Origin of the sequence: Christiangramia aestuarii (assembly GCF_009735585.1) — a bacterium.
GTDB classification, from domain to species: domain Bacteria; phylum Bacteroidota; class Bacteroidia; order Flavobacteriales; family Flavobacteriaceae; genus Christiangramia; species Christiangramia aestuarii.
This window is the reverse complement of record NZ_VJVW01000005.1, coordinates 17,498-35,063: the sequence shown is the minus strand read 5'-3', so window position 1 is coordinate 35,063 and position 17,566 is coordinate 17,498. Positions and strand designations below refer to the sequence as shown.

The 17,566-nt window shown below is 37.8% G+C and carries 15 protein-coding genes; 1 reads left to right on the top strand and 14 read right to left on the bottom strand.

Translation table 11 applies throughout. The features are described from left to right. Positions 1-119: 119 nt before the first annotated feature. From FLP08_RS12960 to FLP08_RS12940, 5 genes are all read right to left on the bottom strand, one after another. The gene (locus tag FLP08_RS12960) at positions 120-1,316 is read right to left on the bottom strand and encodes a porin (RefSeq protein WP_156277255.1); all 1,197 of its coding nucleotides are present in this window, start codon (positions 1,314-1,316) and stop codon (positions 120-122) included. A gap of 239 nt (positions 1,317-1,555) precedes the next feature. Continuing rightward, a complete protein-coding gene (locus tag FLP08_RS12955; protein ID WP_156277253.1) occupies positions 1,556-1,750 on the bottom strand; it encodes a hypothetical protein in 195 nt (64 codons plus the stop codon). Between the two features lie 60 nt (positions 1,751-1,810). Beyond that, positions 1,811-2,107, bottom strand: coding sequence for a Bor family protein (locus FLP08_RS12950; RefSeq protein WP_156277251.1), 297 nt, complete (start codon positions 2,105-2,107; stop codon positions 1,811-1,813). Between the two features lie 322 nt (positions 2,108-2,429). Beyond that, positions 2,430-2,834, bottom strand: a complete 405-nt coding sequence (locus FLP08_RS12945) for a RidA family protein (RefSeq protein WP_156277250.1) — start codon at positions 2,832-2,834, stop codon at positions 2,430-2,432. 60 nt (positions 2,835-2,894) lie between these two features. Next, positions 2,895-3,884, bottom strand: coding sequence for a 2-hydroxyacid dehydrogenase (locus FLP08_RS12940; protein WP_156277248.1), 990 nt, complete (start codon positions 3,882-3,884; stop codon positions 2,895-2,897). Between the two features lie 297 nt (positions 3,885-4,181). Between FLP08_RS12940 and FLP08_RS12935 the strand changes: the two genes are divergently transcribed. Continuing rightward, positions 4,182-8,672 carry an ATP-binding cassette domain-containing protein gene (locus FLP08_RS12935; protein ID WP_156277246.1) on the top strand — a complete coding sequence of 1,497 codons (4,491 nt, stop codon included), beginning with the start codon at positions 4,182-4,184 and terminating at the stop codon, positions 8,670-8,672. 94 nt (positions 8,673-8,766) lie between these two features. Here the strand turns inward: FLP08_RS12935 and FLP08_RS12930 are convergent, their stop codons facing one another. From FLP08_RS12930 to FLP08_RS12890, 9 genes are all read right to left on the bottom strand, one after another. Continuing rightward, on the bottom strand, positions 8,767-9,093 hold the full coding sequence (locus FLP08_RS12930; protein WP_156277244.1) for a hypothetical protein: 327 nt from the start codon (positions 9,091-9,093) through the stop codon (positions 8,767-8,769). 166 nt (positions 9,094-9,259) lie between these two features. Beyond that, positions 9,260-10,111 carry a M64 family metallopeptidase gene (locus FLP08_RS12925; protein ID WP_156277242.1) on the bottom strand — a complete coding sequence of 284 codons (852 nt, stop codon included), beginning with the start codon at positions 10,109-10,111 and terminating at the stop codon, positions 9,260-9,262. A 301-nt stretch (positions 10,112-10,412) separates the two neighbouring features. Further along, positions 10,413-11,246, bottom strand: coding sequence for an SGNH/GDSL hydrolase family protein (locus tag FLP08_RS12920; protein WP_156277240.1), 834 nt, complete (start codon positions 11,244-11,246; stop codon positions 10,413-10,415). Positions 11,247-11,390: 144 nt separating this feature from the next. Then, positions 11,391-12,191: a hypothetical protein gene (locus tag FLP08_RS12915; RefSeq protein WP_238388496.1), complete on the bottom strand. Its 801-nt coding sequence runs from the start codon at positions 12,189-12,191 to the stop codon at positions 11,391-11,393. A gap of 353 nt (positions 12,192-12,544) precedes the next feature. Beyond that, positions 12,545-13,159, bottom strand: coding sequence for a hypothetical protein (locus FLP08_RS12910; RefSeq protein ID WP_156277236.1), 615 nt, complete (start codon positions 13,157-13,159; stop codon positions 12,545-12,547). Positions 13,160-13,419: 260 nt separating this feature from the next. After that, entirely contained in the window at positions 13,420-13,842 is a 423-nt protein-coding gene (locus FLP08_RS12905) for a VOC family protein (RefSeq protein ID WP_156277234.1), read from the bottom strand. A gap of 169 nt (positions 13,843-14,011) precedes the next feature. After that, positions 14,012-14,974, bottom strand: coding sequence for a hypothetical protein (locus FLP08_RS12900; protein WP_156277233.1), 963 nt, complete (start codon positions 14,972-14,974; stop codon positions 14,012-14,014). Positions 14,975-15,167: 193 nt separating this feature from the next. Further along, entirely contained in the window at positions 15,168-16,241 is a 1,074-nt protein-coding gene (locus FLP08_RS12895) for a serine hydrolase domain-containing protein (protein ID WP_156277232.1), read from the bottom strand. 201 nt (positions 16,242-16,442) lie between these two features. Then, on the bottom strand, positions 16,443-17,219 hold the full coding sequence (locus FLP08_RS12890) for a DUF6090 family protein (RefSeq protein WP_156277230.1): 777 nt from the start codon (positions 17,217-17,219) through the stop codon (positions 16,443-16,445). Between the last annotated feature and the right edge of the window lie 347 nt (positions 17,220-17,566).

The window sequence follows — 17,566 nt, the reverse complement described above, 5'->3', positions numbered from 1 at the left end:
ATAAACAAATCTTGCGGAAGCTTCTTTGTATTTTGAGAATTAGATTTTTGATAGAGATCTTCAGTAATACTTTTTCGAACTGAAGTTTTGGGGTTTGCTAAGGATAAAATGGAAGAAAATCAGTTCAGGCTTACCGCTTTTCGAAAGAGGTGATCGGCATCTATCCTCAAGCCAAGCGTGAGGACATCTGTGGTTTCTATGCCAATTGAATTCTCTCCATTTCCTAAACGATATTCCGCATAGACCAGTGAAAATCTATTAGGACGATATTCCATACCCAGGATATAATCGCGGGTGGAGAAATCTTCATTCACCGGTAACTCGTTATTTACCCTTTCCAGCTCATCCAGGTCTGGGATATAATGATTGTAACCCGCCAGGACAGCGAAACTGTCCCATTTATAACGCCCGAAAAATTCGAAACCGTAAGCATCAAAAATAACTGTAGGAGGAATTCCTTCAATAACCGAGAACAGGTCTAGGCCATTGGTCAGGTCTCCATTTGTGTGCTTGCTGTACACAGCGCTCAATAATACTTTCTGATTATCATACATCATCCCGGCATTAAAATAGTTGGGATCATCATCCAGGCCAAGTATTCCTGCATCATCGATCAGGAAATCATCGATATAACTGAAATTAACAGCCGCACCAGCTTTGAGCACTTCATTTATCTGCCATTGAAGGCTTCCACCGAAACCATCTATAAAATTATCGTTATTGGCATTTTTTGCCTGTAACTGGAGACCAATGATCAGCGGGCCAATTTCATTCCTGTAAATTAAGGATTGATCGGCTCGACCTGTACCAATACTACCACCATCGGTTCCCGCAACAAAAGTAGAGGAAGCCTGGGCACCAAAGACATTGAAATTATCGGTATAGGAAGAGACATCGTAGTATACACTCCACTGTTTACCAATACTTATCCTGCCATATTTACCAAAGCTGAACCCCAGATACCCCAGCCTGGAATTAAAGACCTGGGAGGCCTGCTCATTCAGGGTAATAATAAATCCGCTGGCAGTATTTCCATCAGCATTGAACTGGGAATTACTTTTAAAGAGGCTCATCCCAAGTTCCACACCAATAAAAAACTCGTAATCCTTTTTCTTGATACCCATTTGGAAGCCTATCCTCGAAGCGTTTTCCTGGAATTCAATCTCACTATCATAGATGGCATAATGACCGCGGAAACTTCCGTAAGGTTTCACACTTATTTCAAGACTGTCTTTTCCAAAATTTTCCTGAGCAGAAATATTCAGAGAGATCAGAAGAACTGAAAGCAAGAGGAGAACACTTAAGTATTGCTTCATATTTTTTTAGTCTAATGGAAAAAAAGGAGTTGTAAACATCTTAAAATTAGATGATTAAAAATTCAGGACCAAGGAAAAAAATGAATTTCAGCCTATCTTTTGAAATCAGAATGAATTGAAGGAGGATGATAGCAATTTTTTAAAACCGGAGCTTAGCTAAGAGAACAATAACAAAGAATTGTCGTCCGGTTGAAAAAAACCAGGTATGGAAATCCCGAAAAAAGATCCAGTTCGATTATCTAAGATCCAGATCTAAGATGCTTCCGGTTAAAGTATAAGATGGTACCCAGCACTAAAAGAAGAATGATCTTACCAGTAAGGAATCCATAGCCATATTGGGTTAGGTCCTGAATGCCAGTGAAGAGTATAGCGATAATCTGGATGACTAAAAATAATGATATTGCCAGGCCGATATATAATAGAATTCTTTTCATGAAGATTAAATTAAGAAAGAAACCAACATAATGCTGGTTTCTTTCTAATTTTTAGTTCAGTTATTTTGTAACCGTCGTCTTAGTAGGAGTGTAAATACCACCGGTTATCGCAGCGATTAGACCATTAAGGAAGGAATGCCTGGTATGAACAGTATAATTTGCTGCCCCTCCGGCCATACTTTTAGCGTCTGATACACCTACAGGTACTAACCCGGCAATAACATAGTGATTCCATTTACTGGTTTCATCATTTCCCTGAGCTCCGCTACCTACTACGGTGGTGTAAGAATAACAGGAGGTCAACAGCATTGATGAAGCGAATAAAACGAACAATAATTTCATCGATTTTTTAATCATCACCTTTAATTTTTTGGTTAAACATAATTTAAGAATACATAAATATAAGTTTTTCTTTTATATACAACCCACTGGTTTAAAGTAAGTTGTAGGAATATTTTTGGTTTTTTATAATATCAATTCTGTTTTCAGAATAACCAAGTCAATACTCAAACATGTATTATAGCTTGTGTCTATACTGTTATTATCAGGGTAAAATCAGTTTTACCTGGTTTAATGATTGCAAAAAATAACGGTCCTAATTGTCAAAATTTCTTTTCCTTTTGCTTGCTACTATCGATTGAAACATGGATCTGCCTCCAGGAAAATAGTCAACAGTCTTCTACTTAGGTCTGTTAGTTTCATCTATGATCGCGTCTGCTTCGATCTCGATCAGCCATTCCGAATTCACGAAACTGCTAACCTGCATGATGGTATCCACAGGCTTTATTTTCTGAAAATATTCGGCTCTTACTTCGGCGGCAGCTTTCCAGTCATCGATATTGGTAAGAAGCATCCGCGTTCTTACCACGTGCTCCAAGCCAGAACCTGCTTGTTCCAGGGCTTCTTTAATGATCTCTATACATTTTCTTGTTTGAAGCCTTATATCACCGATACCCGAGGTTTTACCATTTCTGTCTACCGGAGCGGTTCCCCCAATGCTTATATACTGGCCTACCTTTACGGCCCGGCTAAAACCGATGATATCTTCTAGTGGATTTCCGTTTGAAATTAACTCTCTTTTCATGATTCTGTGGATAAGGATGAATAAAAAAACTTTTGCGTTAGAGTGGCGACAGTCATGAATTTAGGATATCTCGTTTTCCAGAGCTTCACCTTTTTCAAAACTTCTAATGTTATTAAGAGTGGTCTGGGTAATTTCTTTCATGGCTTCTTTTGTGAAATAGGCCTGGTGGGCGGTAATAAGAACATTTGGAAAGCTGTTTAGCCTAAGGATAAGATCGTCGGGGATGATACTTTCAGACAGGTCCTTATAAAACAGGTTCTCTTCCTGTTCATAAACATCAATGCCTAAATAGCCAACTTTCTCCTCTTTTAGTGCATCCAGTATATCCCTGGTATTGATAAGGGCACCCCTGCTGGTATTAATGATCATCACTCCTTTTTTCATTGTGGCCAGGGCCGCGGCATCGATGATATGTTTGGTCTCGGGGGTGAGGGGGCAGTGTAAGGAAAGTATATCAGACAGTTCCAAAACTTCCTGAAGTGACCTGTATTCTACTCCTAAATTTTTTAGATCTTCTGAAGAATATTTATCATAGGCGATGACCTTACTCCCAAATCCAAGAGCTATCCTGCAAAATGCAGCCCCGATTTTCCCGGTTCCAATTATCCCGATGGATTTTTCATAGAGATTAAATCCAATAAGCCTGTTAAGTGAAAAATTTCCTTCTCGTACCCTGTTGTAAGCTTTATGAGTTTTCCTATTCAACGTCAATATGAGGGCCATGGCATGTTCTGCCACAGCCTGGGGCGAATAGGCAGGAACTCTAACCACTTTAATATTATTCTTTTTTGCTGTTTCCAGGTCTACATTATTAAAACCTGCGCACCGCAGAGCGATCAACTTAACTCCCATTGATGCTAATCCTTCTATGGTATCTTTATCCAGCCTGTCGTTTACGAATACGCAAACTGCATCGAAGCCCTTGCTGAGGTTCACCGTGGCGGTACCGAGGCTGGTTTCGAAAAAGCTAAAATCAAATGTTTTATCCTTGCCATATTTTTCAAAATATTCCCGGTCATAGATTTTGGTGCTGAATACTGCGATTTTCATTGGTTTTCAGAATTTTTAGCGTTTTTGTGCAGGTGGATTCAGGATAGGGGCGGGGATATTATTATTGATAGCCTGAATTTAATCAATATAGTTGTAAAAAACACTAAAAAACTGTTTGCCAGTTTATAATAATTTGATTGATGAATAATTTTTCAGGACTCTGAAAATTATTTTTTGGAACCTTTGTATCGGGATCTTGTTGTTTTCTCCGATCACAAGGACTTTCTACCAAACCTTATTTTAAGCCGTTCTATTCTTTCTATCTTTACCTTTTTCCCAGTAGAAACAAAGCCAGATATGCGTATAATCAATGCCCACCAGAACAATCTCAAGAATATCGATCTAAGTATTCCTAAAAATCGATTGATCGTGGTGACCGGCCTTTCCGGTTCGGGAAAGTCTTCCCTGGCCATGGATGTTATCGCAAATGAGGGCTATCGGTATTTCCTGGAAAGCCTGCCGGCCTATAACCAGCAGAATGCGCAGTCTATTCCTACGGCAGAGGTAGATGATATAGAAGCCCTGCCGCCGGTGATAAAGGTTGGGCAGTCCAAACGCTTCAGGTCTGTAAATGCAACTTTTGGGACACTTTCAGAACTTGCCGCATATTTTAGAATCCTGTTTGCCAGATATTCTGGGGAGGAAAGCATGAGTAAATCCCTTTTTTCCTTTAATCACCCCAGGGGAGCCTGTGAGCGTTGCCATGGAATCGGAGAAGCGGAATATATCGACATTGATAAGCTTCTGGGAGATGAGAACAAGACTTTAAGGGAGGGAGCCATCACCACTACTTTGCCAAATGGATATATTGTCTATTCGCAGGTGACCGTAGATGAACTGAATAAAGTATGTAAAGCTCATGGCTTTAGTGTGGATATCCCGTGGAAGGAGCTTACCGCCGAGCAGAAAGATGTCATTCTGAATGGAAGTGATCGTATCAAGGTATTTTACGGAAAGCATAGTATAGAATCCCGCTTAAGATGGCAGGGACTAAAGGCCAAGCCTCGCGAAGAAGGTTATTATAAGGGAATCCTTCCCATCATGACCGATATTTTAAAACGTGACCGGAACAAGAACATTTTAAAATTTGTGAGTTCCAGTGTTTGTCCTGAATGTAAGGGAGCAAGAATAAAGGACGAGCATCTTAAGTATAAGTGGAAAGGATCGAACTTCCATGAATGGATGCAGCTACCTCTGAACATTTTATATGATAGGCTTCAATCTCAGGAATTAATGAGTGGTGAAAAGACTCTGGTAGAAAAGATCAATACGCAATTGAACGACTTGATTCGTCTGGGAATGGATGAATACAGTTTGGGTACTTCCAGTAACGAAATTTCTTCCGGAGATGCCCAACGTATAAGGCTGATCAAACAGGTAAATAGTAATCTGCAGGGCATTCTGTATGTTTTTGACGAACCTTCCATTGGTTTGGCTGAAGATTATCAAACCCATTTGAGACATATCTTTGACCGGCTTATAAAAAGAGGAAATACGGTGATGGTGGTAGAACATGACCTGAACTTTATAAGAACTGCAGATTGGATAGTAGAATTAGGGCCTGGAGCTGGGATACATGGAGGAGAGGTCATTTTTAACGGGTCTTTGCAGGATTTCCTGGATTCGAAAGGTTTAGAAAGCCCCACCCTGGAGGAATTAAATAAGGAGAAGACTACAGTGGATAGTGAAGCGACTCAACTAACCCAGGAGAGCTTTGAACCGCAACCCGGCAAATTGAATGTGGTAAGCAGAAAAACAAAAAAAAATGTTGATCAGCTGAAGGAATATTGCGCCAGGGAAGAACTCAACCTGATTTCAGTTTCAGATCAGCCTATAGGGAAAACACCAAGGAGTAATCCTGCGACCTATACCGGTTTAGCCGATAAGATACGCGATTTACTGGCAAAAACTTCGGAAGCCAAAGAGCTCAATTTGTCTAAAGCAGCCTTTTCTTTCAATAATAAAAAAGGACGATGCGAGAACTGTGAAGGTGCCGGGGTCATCACCCTGGCCATGAACGTGATGGGTACTATCAACCAGGTTTGTCCTACCTGTAATGGCAAACGTTTCAAGGACGAGGTACTGCGGGTGCATTGGAATGGCAGGAATATAGCCGATATCTATAATCTAAGCATCGAAGAGGCTGCCGATTTTTTCAGCAATGAAAAGCAGATCAACAGGATAATTTCTTTGATGCTCCAGCTAGGGCTGAGATATATAAAAATGGGCCAGCCCTCGAACACACTTTCGGGAGGTGAGGCTCAACGTATTAAGCTCACCAAACAATTCGCTAAACAATCTAAAACTACGCTCTTAATTCTGGAAGAGCCCAGTATTGGTCTGCATCAAAAGAATGTAAGGCAGTTGCTAGAAGCTTTACACCAGTTGAAAAAACAGACTGCTGGTATCGTTTGCTTTGAGAATCATCCCTTATTTAAAACTTCATGCGATAGCTTTTTCGATAATTCCTTAAAGCTGCAGTCACAGGAATTCAAAACCTATTCAGAAGAAGAAAGGAATAAGATCTCTGTAAAAGGAGCCAGGACGCATTACCTGAAAGACCTGGACCTGGAGCTCCCTAAGCACCAGTTAAGTGTATTCACCGGGATTTCGGGCTCGGGAAAATCCTCTCTTTTGATAGATACCTTGCATGGTTACGGTTTACAGGAAATGACCAAACAATTTACTTCTTACCAGCAGTCGAGGGCCGGAGTGAATTTTCAGCTCGAGGTAGAGAATATATCGGGGCTTAGCCCAACTATCTGTATAACGCGCAAGGAAAGAAGTTTTAGCGAACGCTCTGATATCGCTAAACAAACCGGTATAGATAAGATCTTTCGTTTTGCATTCTCCCGGAAAGCCCAGTTTGAAGGAAAAGATCTTTCTGCCAGCCATTTTTCCAATAACCATGAACTTGGGAAATGTGCGGTTTGCGATGGTTACGGAGAAGAATTATTACCTGATGTTTCTAAGATCGTTCTAGACCCTAAAAAAAGCATCACTGAGGGATTATTTGAGCATAATAAATCCCTGGCCTATTACGGCCAGCCAGGAAGCCAGTATATGGCCATCCTAAAAGAGGTGGGAAAGGAAAACGGGTTTAGCCTGGACACCTCTTTTAATGAACTGGGCGAAAATCAAAAGGAAATCTTATTCCATGGGGCCGGGGATAAGGTCTGGGAGACAGAGTGGGCCTTTAAAACCAAAACAAGGGAAGGAGTACAGCCGGTCAAGATGAAATGGGAGGGACTTTTCGCATACCTTAAAGAAGAATATTATAAGACCAGGAAAAATAAGAACATCGCCAAACTTAAGGCATTATTTTCAGCATCTGAATGCAGCCATTGCCAGGGAAGTGGTTTAAAGCCGAAACGCCTGAAATACAGAATAGGGGAAAGGTCTATCCTTGAATTGAAAAGCATGGATCTCAATGAACTGGGAAATTGGCTTTCTTCCTATAAGGAGTTTAGTAAGATAGATCAGGAATTAGTTGCCCGGATAGAACCTCATTTGCTAAATACCATAAAAAGGGCGAGGCAATTGCATATTGATCACCTGCAACTCAATAGAAAATCGACTACACTTTCGGGTGGAGAGAATCAACGGGTGGCCCTGATCAAACAACTGAACTCCCCGCTAAAGGGGATCACTTACCTGCTGGATGAACCTTCGGCAGGATTGTCTAATGATAATATTCCAGACCTAATTAACATCCTGAAAGAGCTTATAGCAAAAGACAATACGGTGATGGTGATCGAGCATAATAAAGAGATCATACTTTCTGCCGATCACCTGGTGCAGATGGGACCACAGGCCGGTAAACTTGGAGGTTATGTAACTTTCCAGGGAACTCCGCAGGAATATTTGAAATTACCAGGATGCCATCCATACCTAAAGGCAACTTCCAAAAAAATAGAATTCGGGCAAGGGAAGCAACAAATAATTATCAGCGAACTATCCAAACATACTTTAAAGAAAGAAATGCTTAAGCTGCCTATAGGCGGTATTACGGCAATTAGCGGAAGATCTGGAATAGGGAAAACCACCCTGGTAAAGGAAATCCTTCTGCCCAGTATTCAGAAGGGAACTCCTGTAAATTGCCGGAGTATAGACTTTCCTAAAAAATATGACGGAGCACAATATTTCGAAATCAAAAAATTACGCTCACATTCTAAAACGCTATTGGTTTCTTACCTGGACCTGCTTAAACATATAAGCAGGATCTTCGCTGCGGGATCTGATCTGAAGGCTCGGGATTTCTCCTATAAGACCAAATCGAGCCAGTGCCCCAACTGTAAAGGATTGGGGTATATAGAAACCAGCCTGGACGTTGCCGCCAATGCGGTGGAAGAATGTGAGCTATGTAACGGACAGCGCTATAAGGCCGAAATATTGAAACATAGAGTAAATTCCAGGAATATAGCTGAGGTACTTTCTTTAAATATCTCAGAATTCCAGGAATGGCTGGTCGGAATCAAAGACTTAAATAATGATTTCCAATTCCTTGGTCAGTTAAAAGAGGTGGGATTGGAGCATCTTAGGTTAGACCAGCCTGTACAATCTCTTTCTTCGGGAGAAAAGCAACGCCTGCTGTTATTAAACTGGTTAGAGAAAAATGCTTCCGGAGAACTTTATATCCTGGATGAACCCAGTACGGGATTACATTACGCCGATATTGACCTGTTATTTACCATCCTTGAAAAACTTAGCAAAACCAATGATATCCTGGTGATAGACCATAATCCTTATTTACTGGAGAAAATAGGAATAGGGGTGGTTTTAAATTGATACATAGCAGAGATACTCAAAACGGAAGGCAAGACTTATTACGGTAAGTGTTATTGTACATTTGACACGGTAGAGCTATAGTGAAAGAAATTTATTATTTCCTTGCTTTCACCTTTTGAAAGGAGTTTTTCCTGAACCGTGGATCTGTATAACCGAAGAAGCTTATACAGGAGTCTTTCTTATGTACCAGTACTATAAATTTTTCACCTTTCTTCAAGTGAGGTTTGATGTTTTCCTCACTTCCTTTTAACGGGGTCTCTTTCTCGAGGAAATATTCATAATAGATTATATTGGTTTTGGGAAAATGATAGCTCAACCTGTTCTCGATAAGCCTCCCGGTTACCTCATAGAAATCCTCCGGGTCATAATCTTCATAATCTGATGAATTCCCTTTGCCAGTATTAAAACAGGCTGTTGCCATTATAAGAATAAGGAGGTAAAAAAGGAGGTATTTATTACTAGTCATTTAAGTTCGGACCTAGATGGTTTTTAATTGGATCATTTACAAGCTATAGCTTCTTTCAGTCTATCTTCAACAACGCTTCTTTGAACGGGTGAGAATTGAGTGTCTTTATAACCCGTCCTCATTATAGAATTTTCCCACTCCCTCCAGTACCGGTAGGAAGGTATCGGGCACCTTCATACCAGCCTCCGGGATTATAGGTTAGTACGTTTAATTTTGGGGTTTCTAAAAAGTAAGATTGCATTTCTTCCAGCGTACAATTGGCAAGGGAATCTACATATTCGTCATCTAAATTCCCAAAGGAATGCCCAAATTCATGGCGGATCAAGTATTTAAATATTTCACCGCTTTTATATTTGGATACTATCATATTTGAAACTTTAGGGTCTTCAATAGTATTATATTCGGTAACACCGGGAAATTCAGAACCCCCAAAATAACCAGTTGTGTTTGCAATAATGATCGTATAGACATAATCCCCGATGGCATAATTTCCAAAGAGCTCCTCAAGGCTATCTCGTTTCTCCCTATCCATTCCCAGAAGACGCTTAAGACCTAACTTGTTGCTGTATACAGCCCAGGGAGTATCAGAAAAACTATCTGTGCCTGTAGTGCCGTTGCAGGTACTTGTATAGGCTTTAGAGCTTATACCCGTGGTTGCCGATATAGAATTGACCCTATAAAAGTTGAGGTTCTCTGAAGCCGATTTAAATGGTTCCATTTCCATGATCGCCTCCATAGCGATCTGGGATAAATTTTCGAATTCCGGAATTTCAGCCTCTGTAAATCCTTCAGCCAGGAAAATAATATTGGCAACACAGCCTTCATTTTTTTCATGCATAATTTCGGGACAGGGAATATCATATTCCAGACATGCCTCAACCTGCGGCTCGATTGGTTTGAGATTTGGAACAATTTCATCTTCGCAGCTACACACAGAAAGTAAAAATACAGCTAACAGGAAAAATCTTTTCATATGGCTTAATTAAATTCAGAAATTCTAAAACCTGGTGAATATCACCCGGTATAGAAAAGGTCTGCCTGGAAGGGATAGGCGGTTTTAAATAAAGCTGTTGGCTTTATATATTTCTTTAAAACATTTTTGGTCTATATGAACAGGGATTTTTATAAGTCCCCGCTGGCCCTGATAAGCTTATCACCCCTTAACGGTCTAAGCTGTTAAATACAGGGGAGTAAGATAATCATTTGTTATTATTCTGAGAATCAAGCCTCCTTTGAGACTCTGAATCTTATCGGAAGCTAGATGTTCCTGGATTTCAAGAAGCTGCTTTTTTCAGGATCTCAGCAATTCCTGCGGGTAAATTGGCTGAAAACTTTAGATCTTCTGCTTCTTTTCCGCTTAGCAGATTATAAAAAATACAGGCGCTTAGAAAAGCACCTTTTTCTGAAGGATGAACCCCGTCCTCAATTAATTCCAATTCGGGATGATCCTTTTTTATTTTCATAAAGATCTTTGCATGACTGGTAAGTTCTATATTATTTGCCCTGGATAATTCTGTATAGCCTGAGAGCAGATTTTCATAATGTTGGGCTTCATTAAGCATTTCTGCGGAACAGACTTCTTCCTCCATACTCCGGGCGGGATCGATAAGTATGGCGGGATAACAATACTTTTTGGGATATTTGGTTTCGGTTACCCAGGTTTGGAATAAATAGAATTGGGATGAACTCAGATCCTGAATTTCTTTGATGGCCCAGTCTACTTCAGAATTCCTGACTTCTGGGATCAAGACCCGCACACCCCCGGTCTGTAGAACGATTATATCCCAGTCTTTTTCCCTGATCTTCTTTTCTGTTTCGGTAACCTCGTCAGCAGATTTTTCTCTTGTATTTACACGATCTTCAAATCTTTCCAGGACTATATTTTTGAGGTGGGAGCTCAGGGAATAACCGGGAAATGTTATTTGTTCAACCTTGATCCCGGGATGGGTCTCATTCAGCATTTGCTGTAAGATCATGGGCATATCATGGTAATAGGTTAAACTATTGCCTATAAATAACACCTTCAGTTTCTCTGAAGCTTTTCTTTCCTGGTTGGAATTGCAACCCAAAGAAATTGTAACAATTAGCAATAAGAGTATTTTTTTCATGGAGATAGTTTTAACCAAGACCTAGGATACGTGATCAACAAGTGATTCAGGATTATAATGATCGAATTTAACTAAGATAAAAGATATTTTATTTCTAAGTACAAGGATTAGCTGAATCTATCTTCAGCCCATTTATTTCAAATATTAATTATACAAATTATTCAAATAATCCTGCTCCATGGATAATCTTTCTATTTCTATCCTAACTGAAATGGAGTCGTTCGCTATTCCCTTTATAATAGAATTATCTTTTTCAATTTTTCCTTTGATCCTTTTTATTTCCTGCAGTGGCGGATTAAAATACATACTGATATTTTCATGCTTGCTAGTATAGGCACCAAAATAAATGCTATCGTTAATGGAGAAAACAGCCTGACGGTTATGTTCGAAAAAAAGCATGGGTTCAGATCCCAATTTTCCCGTGGTCAGTTCGATAGCCGAACCATTTATTTTTAGATTCTCGATGCTGTAACTGCCCGTTAAATTATCATTTACTGTAGCTTTTAAATTATAGGCATACAAGGCATATCCAGTTGTTAAGATGATGACGTACAGGAAGGGTAATATTCGAATAAACCCATTTTTACTTTTTTGAAGGTTATTGCTGAACTTACCGCCATTCGCAATAAAGAACTGATAAATATCTTTCCGGTATTCAGCTAATAACAGAAGCGTCAATAAAAAATCCAGGATTATATGTGGAACGGCAAAAAAGACTTCGAATTCAAGGTTTAATATCAATATGTTCAGGCATACCCCAAGGGAAAGGAGCAATGCCATGAGCCTGGTTCTTCTGAAAACTATTAAAATCCCGATCAGAAGTTCGATGAGACCAATGAAAATGTTATAGTTGTACGACCTTCCGAAGAAAGACCACATATGCTGATATTTTGATATTTCTGCTAGAGGTAAAAATGACTCATAGTGAAGAATTCTAAATTGCATGAACAGCAATTTTGGAATCGCGAAGCAGATCATTTTAACAGACAGGTAATAAACGGCAAGGTACTTAAGGACCAATAGTCCCTTTTTGATGAGGTTAGATTTCAATTGTAAATAGATTTTCGGTAAAATAGTAACGTAGGCTTTGCCAGACTATTGTTTAGAAGTTCAAGATAATCCCATAATTTGATTATTGGATCATGATCCCAAAACACTGGCAAAAGTTAATTTTTTTCTTCCTAACGGTATTGCATAATTATGAAATGTTATTTGCATTCTGAAAACTTATAAAACCGGTATTTGACAATGATTCTCAAGCCTAAATTAGTTGTAAAAACCCTTGTTAGACCGATAGCTTAGGGAAGCAAGAAGGGGCCAACTACGTGAAACCAAATTATATAACCAGAAATGCCGCCAATCAGGCCGGAAACAATAAATGGGATCTGCAGGGCTTTCGGCAGGATCCTGAAGATCACAAAAAGTGTGATCAGCAAGCCTAGGATTCCCAGAATTATTGGCAGGGTTCCCGGATACAAACCATAATATTCGGATATGTACCTTTCATCTCCACCAAAAAAATCAGGCTGCTTATAAAAAATTCCGACCAAAAATGAATGTACCAGGTTAAAAACCTCTCTTAACCAAAAAAGGGAAAGAAAAACAGCGATCCAATCTAATAGGGTCATCCCATTTTCTTCGATGGAAGCTTTCCTGTAACCCAGTATAATTAGTCCTAAAATTCCAGTTAAGAGTGTTTGAACAGGACCACCCATAAGCACTTTGAGATCATCGGCATATAACCTGTCTAACTTTTTGTTGAACAGCCGTTGTTCGGGGAAGGATAAATCATTTTCAATTTGAAATTTGTATTCCGAATAGATTGAATCTATTTCTTCGTTCAACTTTGAATTATCATAATTCATACTGCCATAATGCAAAGTAGAATCATAGCCTAAACTTTCAGCCATCATTATATGGCCAAACTCATGGGTAATAGTCCCAAGAATCGTAAAAAATATGAAACTAAGGCTTAGATATAGTATTTTTTCTTTAATAATGATTTGATTTAAAGTTATATACCTTCGATACATTCAAAGCTTTGATATCGTCGCAATTTGAGAGAATATTTAGGTGGATTGATAATTTTAATCTTAAACAGGTGGTCAATATAACTATTTACTATGAATAACGGTCTTGGCTGATGGAGTAAACTATAATGAAGCTACCTCATTTATTTATAAAACTCATCTTCATCAACAAGAATCGTAGTGAGTTCTACTGTATGCTCATCAGGATCTTTGGTATAAATAGATTTAAAATAGAAGTGATCCTGAATTGAATAATCAAGATTGAGTTCCTGGTACCGCTTTTCAGCTTTTTCAAAATTCTCCTGATCTACATTAAAAGCAAAATGATCGATTTTGACATTTTTTGAATTGATGTCGAACTCGGCATCATTCATATTAGCTGGAAAAAGCGCTACTCCAGATTTATTAGCTAACATAAACACCGGGAATTCACCCCATTCTGGTAGTTTATATTTTTTGAGGCCTAAGACAGACTTATACCAATCTGCAGATTTTTCTATATCTGAAACTCTAATAGCAACATGATCTAAAAACCTAATTTCGATACTTTTATCTTGATCTTCCATCCCTGTTTGATTAATAATTTAAAATCCGTTTGATTTTTTGATTTTGAGAAATTTAAAATAGAGCTTTTCTAGAAGTTTTTTACAAGGATCATTTAATATCCCTAATCAATATAATTCAGGATTGGTTTTACAGCTGGTTTTTGGTCACTATAATTGGTTGGTAAGTGTTTTAATAAACTTTAAATGTTTTATACATTTTTCGATCTATAGCGTTGGGAATCTCAGAGATTAAAACATAGGTGCCTTGCTTTAGCTGAGTTTTAAAAAATCCTTTTTCTCCTGCTTCAAGATCTTCTACACCACCTAAAAATCTTAAGCCTTCCGGAACAGGAGTTCTAAAAGCCTTAATATTAGCTGCATTAATCCATTTGCCTAATGTATCTAATTTTGAAATATTGTCCAGCCTAACTAAGTTCACATCATGGCCTAAAAGTGTTTCGTATTGTTTTTGGTCTTTGAAGTTAATAGCCAGCTGGTAATTTCCTGCCATAATTGAATCTTGAAATGTAATCCCTTCTTCACTTGAAATACTTATCTCATGATCAAAAGAAGGTGCCTCGTTATTGTTTTTCTCTTTGGTCACTTCAATTTCTTTCAGCATTCCATAAAACGCATGAGGCATGCCATTTGGCATTCTAACATAACATTCCATTACATAGGTTCCTGGGTGCATATAAATGGTGGATTCCGCAACAGTTTTTGGAGAAATCAAACCAACACCTCCACCCAATTTTACATCATTCCACCAGGCTGGAATTTTCTCAAATTCCTTCATTGCTTTTTCCACTTCATCGTTTATTAGGTGATTAAAAGCTGCTTTAAAAGGTGGAACTAATTCATTATTATAATTTTCAATTGTTATTCCTTCTGGCATTTTTTCGAAAATGAAAAAATGTGTTTCTGAAGATTTATTGTTGTATTTGAAAGTTGTCCATCCAGACTTGATGAGGGAAGGCATTTGAAAATCCATTTCATTGGTAATCACTTCAACTATATTTCCTGAATCATTTTTTTTAATGATAACTTCTTTTTGAGACTCCCTCTCTTTCTTATCAGTTTTACAGCTCAATAAAGGAATTAGAAATACTATTACTACCAGAAATGACTTTTTTAAATAAGAAACTCTAAACATACAATTAGAATTTTACTGAAAACATATATGATACTGTTTTTCAGGGTTTTATGTAATTCCTAATTTAATTCTTTTTTCTCTTTTTCGACATCGAAAGTCGAAATAAAGCTAGTTTTTCGAATTAAAAATTAAATTCTCTATTCTCTCTTAAAGTTTTTAGGGAAGCGAAAATGCAGGTCTGCAGGGAAAAGAACTACTGGTCACCGTTTTCTTTTGAATTCCAAACCATCGATATCATTTGATAGAAGTCACCCTCTTGAAAGTTGTAATCTTTCTCTGTATTTACTCTGTGAATTAAAACCATATCAGCTGAAGGATAAATTCCCAGCATATGAATACCAACGCCTGTGTGATAAAATGATTTAGCCCCTCTGTTTTCATTAGGCATTAGAACATTCCAAAGCATGCCATATCCAATCCCGTATTTTTCATTTGTTAACGAATAAGGTTCAGTGGAAATTTCGATCCATTTCTCTGGTACGATCTGTTTTCCATTCCATTTACCCTTATTTAAATACAGCTGACCATATAAGGCCATATCTCTAGCAGTTAATCTAAAGTGATAGGCAGGATATTTAGACTTATTAGTTTCATATTGGTAAAACCCATCAACATCGGGAATTTCCCAATCCTCTTCAGGGTTTTTAACTGTGATAATGTTATTGGAAAAATCCATGCCTAATGGCTGAGCAATATGTTGATAAAAAAGGTCATACAGACTTTCACCGGTTATTTTTTCCAGAATAAATCCTAGGGTATTAAAGTCCCAGTTATTATAATAATAGGTTTCATTGGGCTCATGAGAGCCTCTTTCCGGCATTTTTTTCAGCATTGACTCTGCTACCGCAGCAGCATTATGATAGATCCCCGACCTTGATTTTAGTAGATCGGCAATAGTAGCCTTTTTTTCGGCTTCAGTTAATGAATTTATATCATCAATTTTAAGCTCCTTTAAAGTAAGGCTGGTATCGATTGTGCCATTTCCTATATAAATGCCATACAATGAATTTAAAAGGGCTTTTCGAATTGAATGAACCAGTAGCTTTTTGTTAGAGTTTCCCCAGTCATAAATAATTTTACCATCAACTATTATCATAAGTGAGGATGATCCAGCCTGTTCTAAAAAAGATCCCATTGAATCTAATTTATTAATTGAAAAACCTTTCTCTACAGGATCGATCTTTTCAAATTGGAATTGGTTCTGAGAATAACCTATTTTTCCTGAGAAAATAATCAGGAGGAATAATGCAACTGTAAGTTTATTCATTCTTGTATTTATTAATAAGGACGACATTCCAAAAACAATGTGACAAATCATATAACGGTCTGGGTTGTTTAGTGTCCCATGAGCAGAGGCATGATCAAGAAACTTCGGAACCTGCTTAAAGACCTGTTTTGCTGGTGGAAGTTAATTATTTTCTTTTAAGTCTACATTTTCCTTGAAATTAAGTTTTTGGTGCTTTTGTTATTATTTTTCATTCAATTCCTGATCAATTTGGTTTAATAAATCTTTTGATACATTTTTTAATTCTTGAAACTGATCGACGAATATCTCATGTTTGTTTTTATATACCAGAACTATGTCTTCTAAGGCTTGAAATTGAGAATCAGAAGGATTATTAAGAAATTTAAAGTCTTCCAGTCGAAACATGCTGGCATTCAGAATTTTATCCAACTCATCTGGTTTTCGGGTTTGTTTTATAGTTCCCGGATGAGTACTTACATAATTGGCCATAAGCTCTCTGGAATATTCATTAAACTCTTTCATATAATTCTCCTGGACCTCTATTTTTCTATAAAAATCGACCACAGCTACTTTTAAACCTGGATTGGAAATGATGTTTAGTTTTCCTGAACTCACGAGTTCTCGAAAGGTATTGTCCTGTATGGTGAGATATTCAGAATCCCATAATGGTATATTCATCAGGTACTTGCCTTCATCGATCGACCTTTGTTCATCGTATATTTTTTGTAAGAATAAAGTGTTCCGGTCAATTAATAGATTGGCTCTGTCAATACTTGTATTATAATAGATAGTATCTTTCTTTAAATCTAATTTTAGTCTTTTTAAGTAAACTACTTCTTCCTTTTTGAGTTTACTGGTTTCGTTCCAATTATTGATCTGGAGTGCAATTAAAATTCCAATGACCACCAGTACAATTTCTCCAATGGCATACTTCAAATACTGACCGGTTTTTCCTGCCAAAAGTAATTTCCGCCTGATTGTTCTAAAGAATTTTATCATTAGAGGTTGGTTTCTCTAAAGATAAATATTTTCTGAAGTTGCCTGTTAAAATAATGATGCATAGTAATTTACAGGTTAATTTGGTGAGTTATGCATTCATCCTTTATCAAAAACATTGCTCTAAATTCCCGTCTTTTTTCTGCCCTGCATCATTCTAAATTACTAGTAGGGAGTGGATGTATTTTAGCTAAACACTTATTCTTTTATATTTAAATATCTGAAATATAGAGTTTTACGTGTAAATTAATTATATTTAGTATGTTAATATTAACATGAGTTTCTTCCCCAGCTTAGTTCATACTATATGGAATACATGTTAAAAGTTGATTTTATTACATGTAACTTCT

Excerpts from the sequence above, each read along its gene's own strand:
- FLP08_RS12910 (WP_156277236.1), bottom strand. The coding sequence starts at position 13,159 with ATGATGGCTGAAAGTTTAGGCTATGATTCTACTTTGCATTATGGCAGT.
- FLP08_RS12915 (WP_238388496.1), bottom strand. The coding sequence starts at position 12,191 with ATGCAATTTAGAATTCTTCACTATGAGTCATTTTTACCTCTAGCAGAA.
- FLP08_RS12950 (WP_156277251.1), bottom strand. The coding sequence starts at position 2,107 with ATGATTAAAAAATCGATGAAATTATTGTTCGTTTTATTCGCTTCATCA.
- FLP08_RS12905 (WP_156277234.1), bottom strand. The coding sequence starts at position 13,842 with ATGGAAGATCAAGATAAAAGTATCGAAATTAGGTTTTTAGATCATGTT.
- FLP08_RS12955 (WP_156277253.1), bottom strand. The coding sequence starts at position 1,750 with ATGAAAAGAATTCTATTATATATCGGCCTGGCAATATCATTATTTTTA.
- FLP08_RS12895 (WP_156277232.1), bottom strand. The coding sequence starts at position 16,241 with ATGAATAAACTTACAGTTGCATTATTCCTCCTGATTATTTTCTCAGGA.
- FLP08_RS12935 (WP_156277246.1), top strand. The coding sequence starts at position 4,182 with ATGCGTATAATCAATGCCCACCAGAACAATCTCAAGAATATCGATCTA.
- FLP08_RS12960 (WP_156277255.1), bottom strand. The coding sequence starts at position 1,316 with ATGAAGCAATACTTAAGTGTTCTCCTCTTGCTTTCAGTTCTTCTGATC.
- FLP08_RS12930 (WP_156277244.1), bottom strand. The coding sequence starts at position 9,093 with ATGGCAACAGCCTGTTTTAATACTGGCAAAGGGAATTCATCAGATTAT.
- FLP08_RS12940 (WP_156277248.1), bottom strand. The coding sequence starts at position 3,884 with ATGAAAATCGCAGTATTCAGCACCAAAATCTATGACCGGGAATATTTT.
- FLP08_RS12945 (WP_156277250.1), bottom strand. The coding sequence starts at position 2,834 with ATGAAAAGAGAGTTAATTTCAAACGGAAATCCACTAGAAGATATCATC.
- FLP08_RS12900 (WP_156277233.1), bottom strand. The coding sequence starts at position 14,974 with ATGTTTAGAGTTTCTTATTTAAAAAAGTCATTTCTGGTAGTAATAGTA.
- FLP08_RS12925 (WP_156277242.1), bottom strand. The coding sequence starts at position 10,111 with ATGAAAAGATTTTTCCTGTTAGCTGTATTTTTACTTTCTGTGTGTAGC.
- FLP08_RS12920 (WP_156277240.1), bottom strand. The coding sequence starts at position 11,246 with ATGAAAAAAATACTCTTATTGCTAATTGTTACAATTTCTTTGGGTTGC.
- FLP08_RS12890 (WP_156277230.1), bottom strand. The coding sequence starts at position 17,219 with ATGATAAAATTCTTTAGAACAATCAGGCGGAAATTACTTTTGGCAGGA.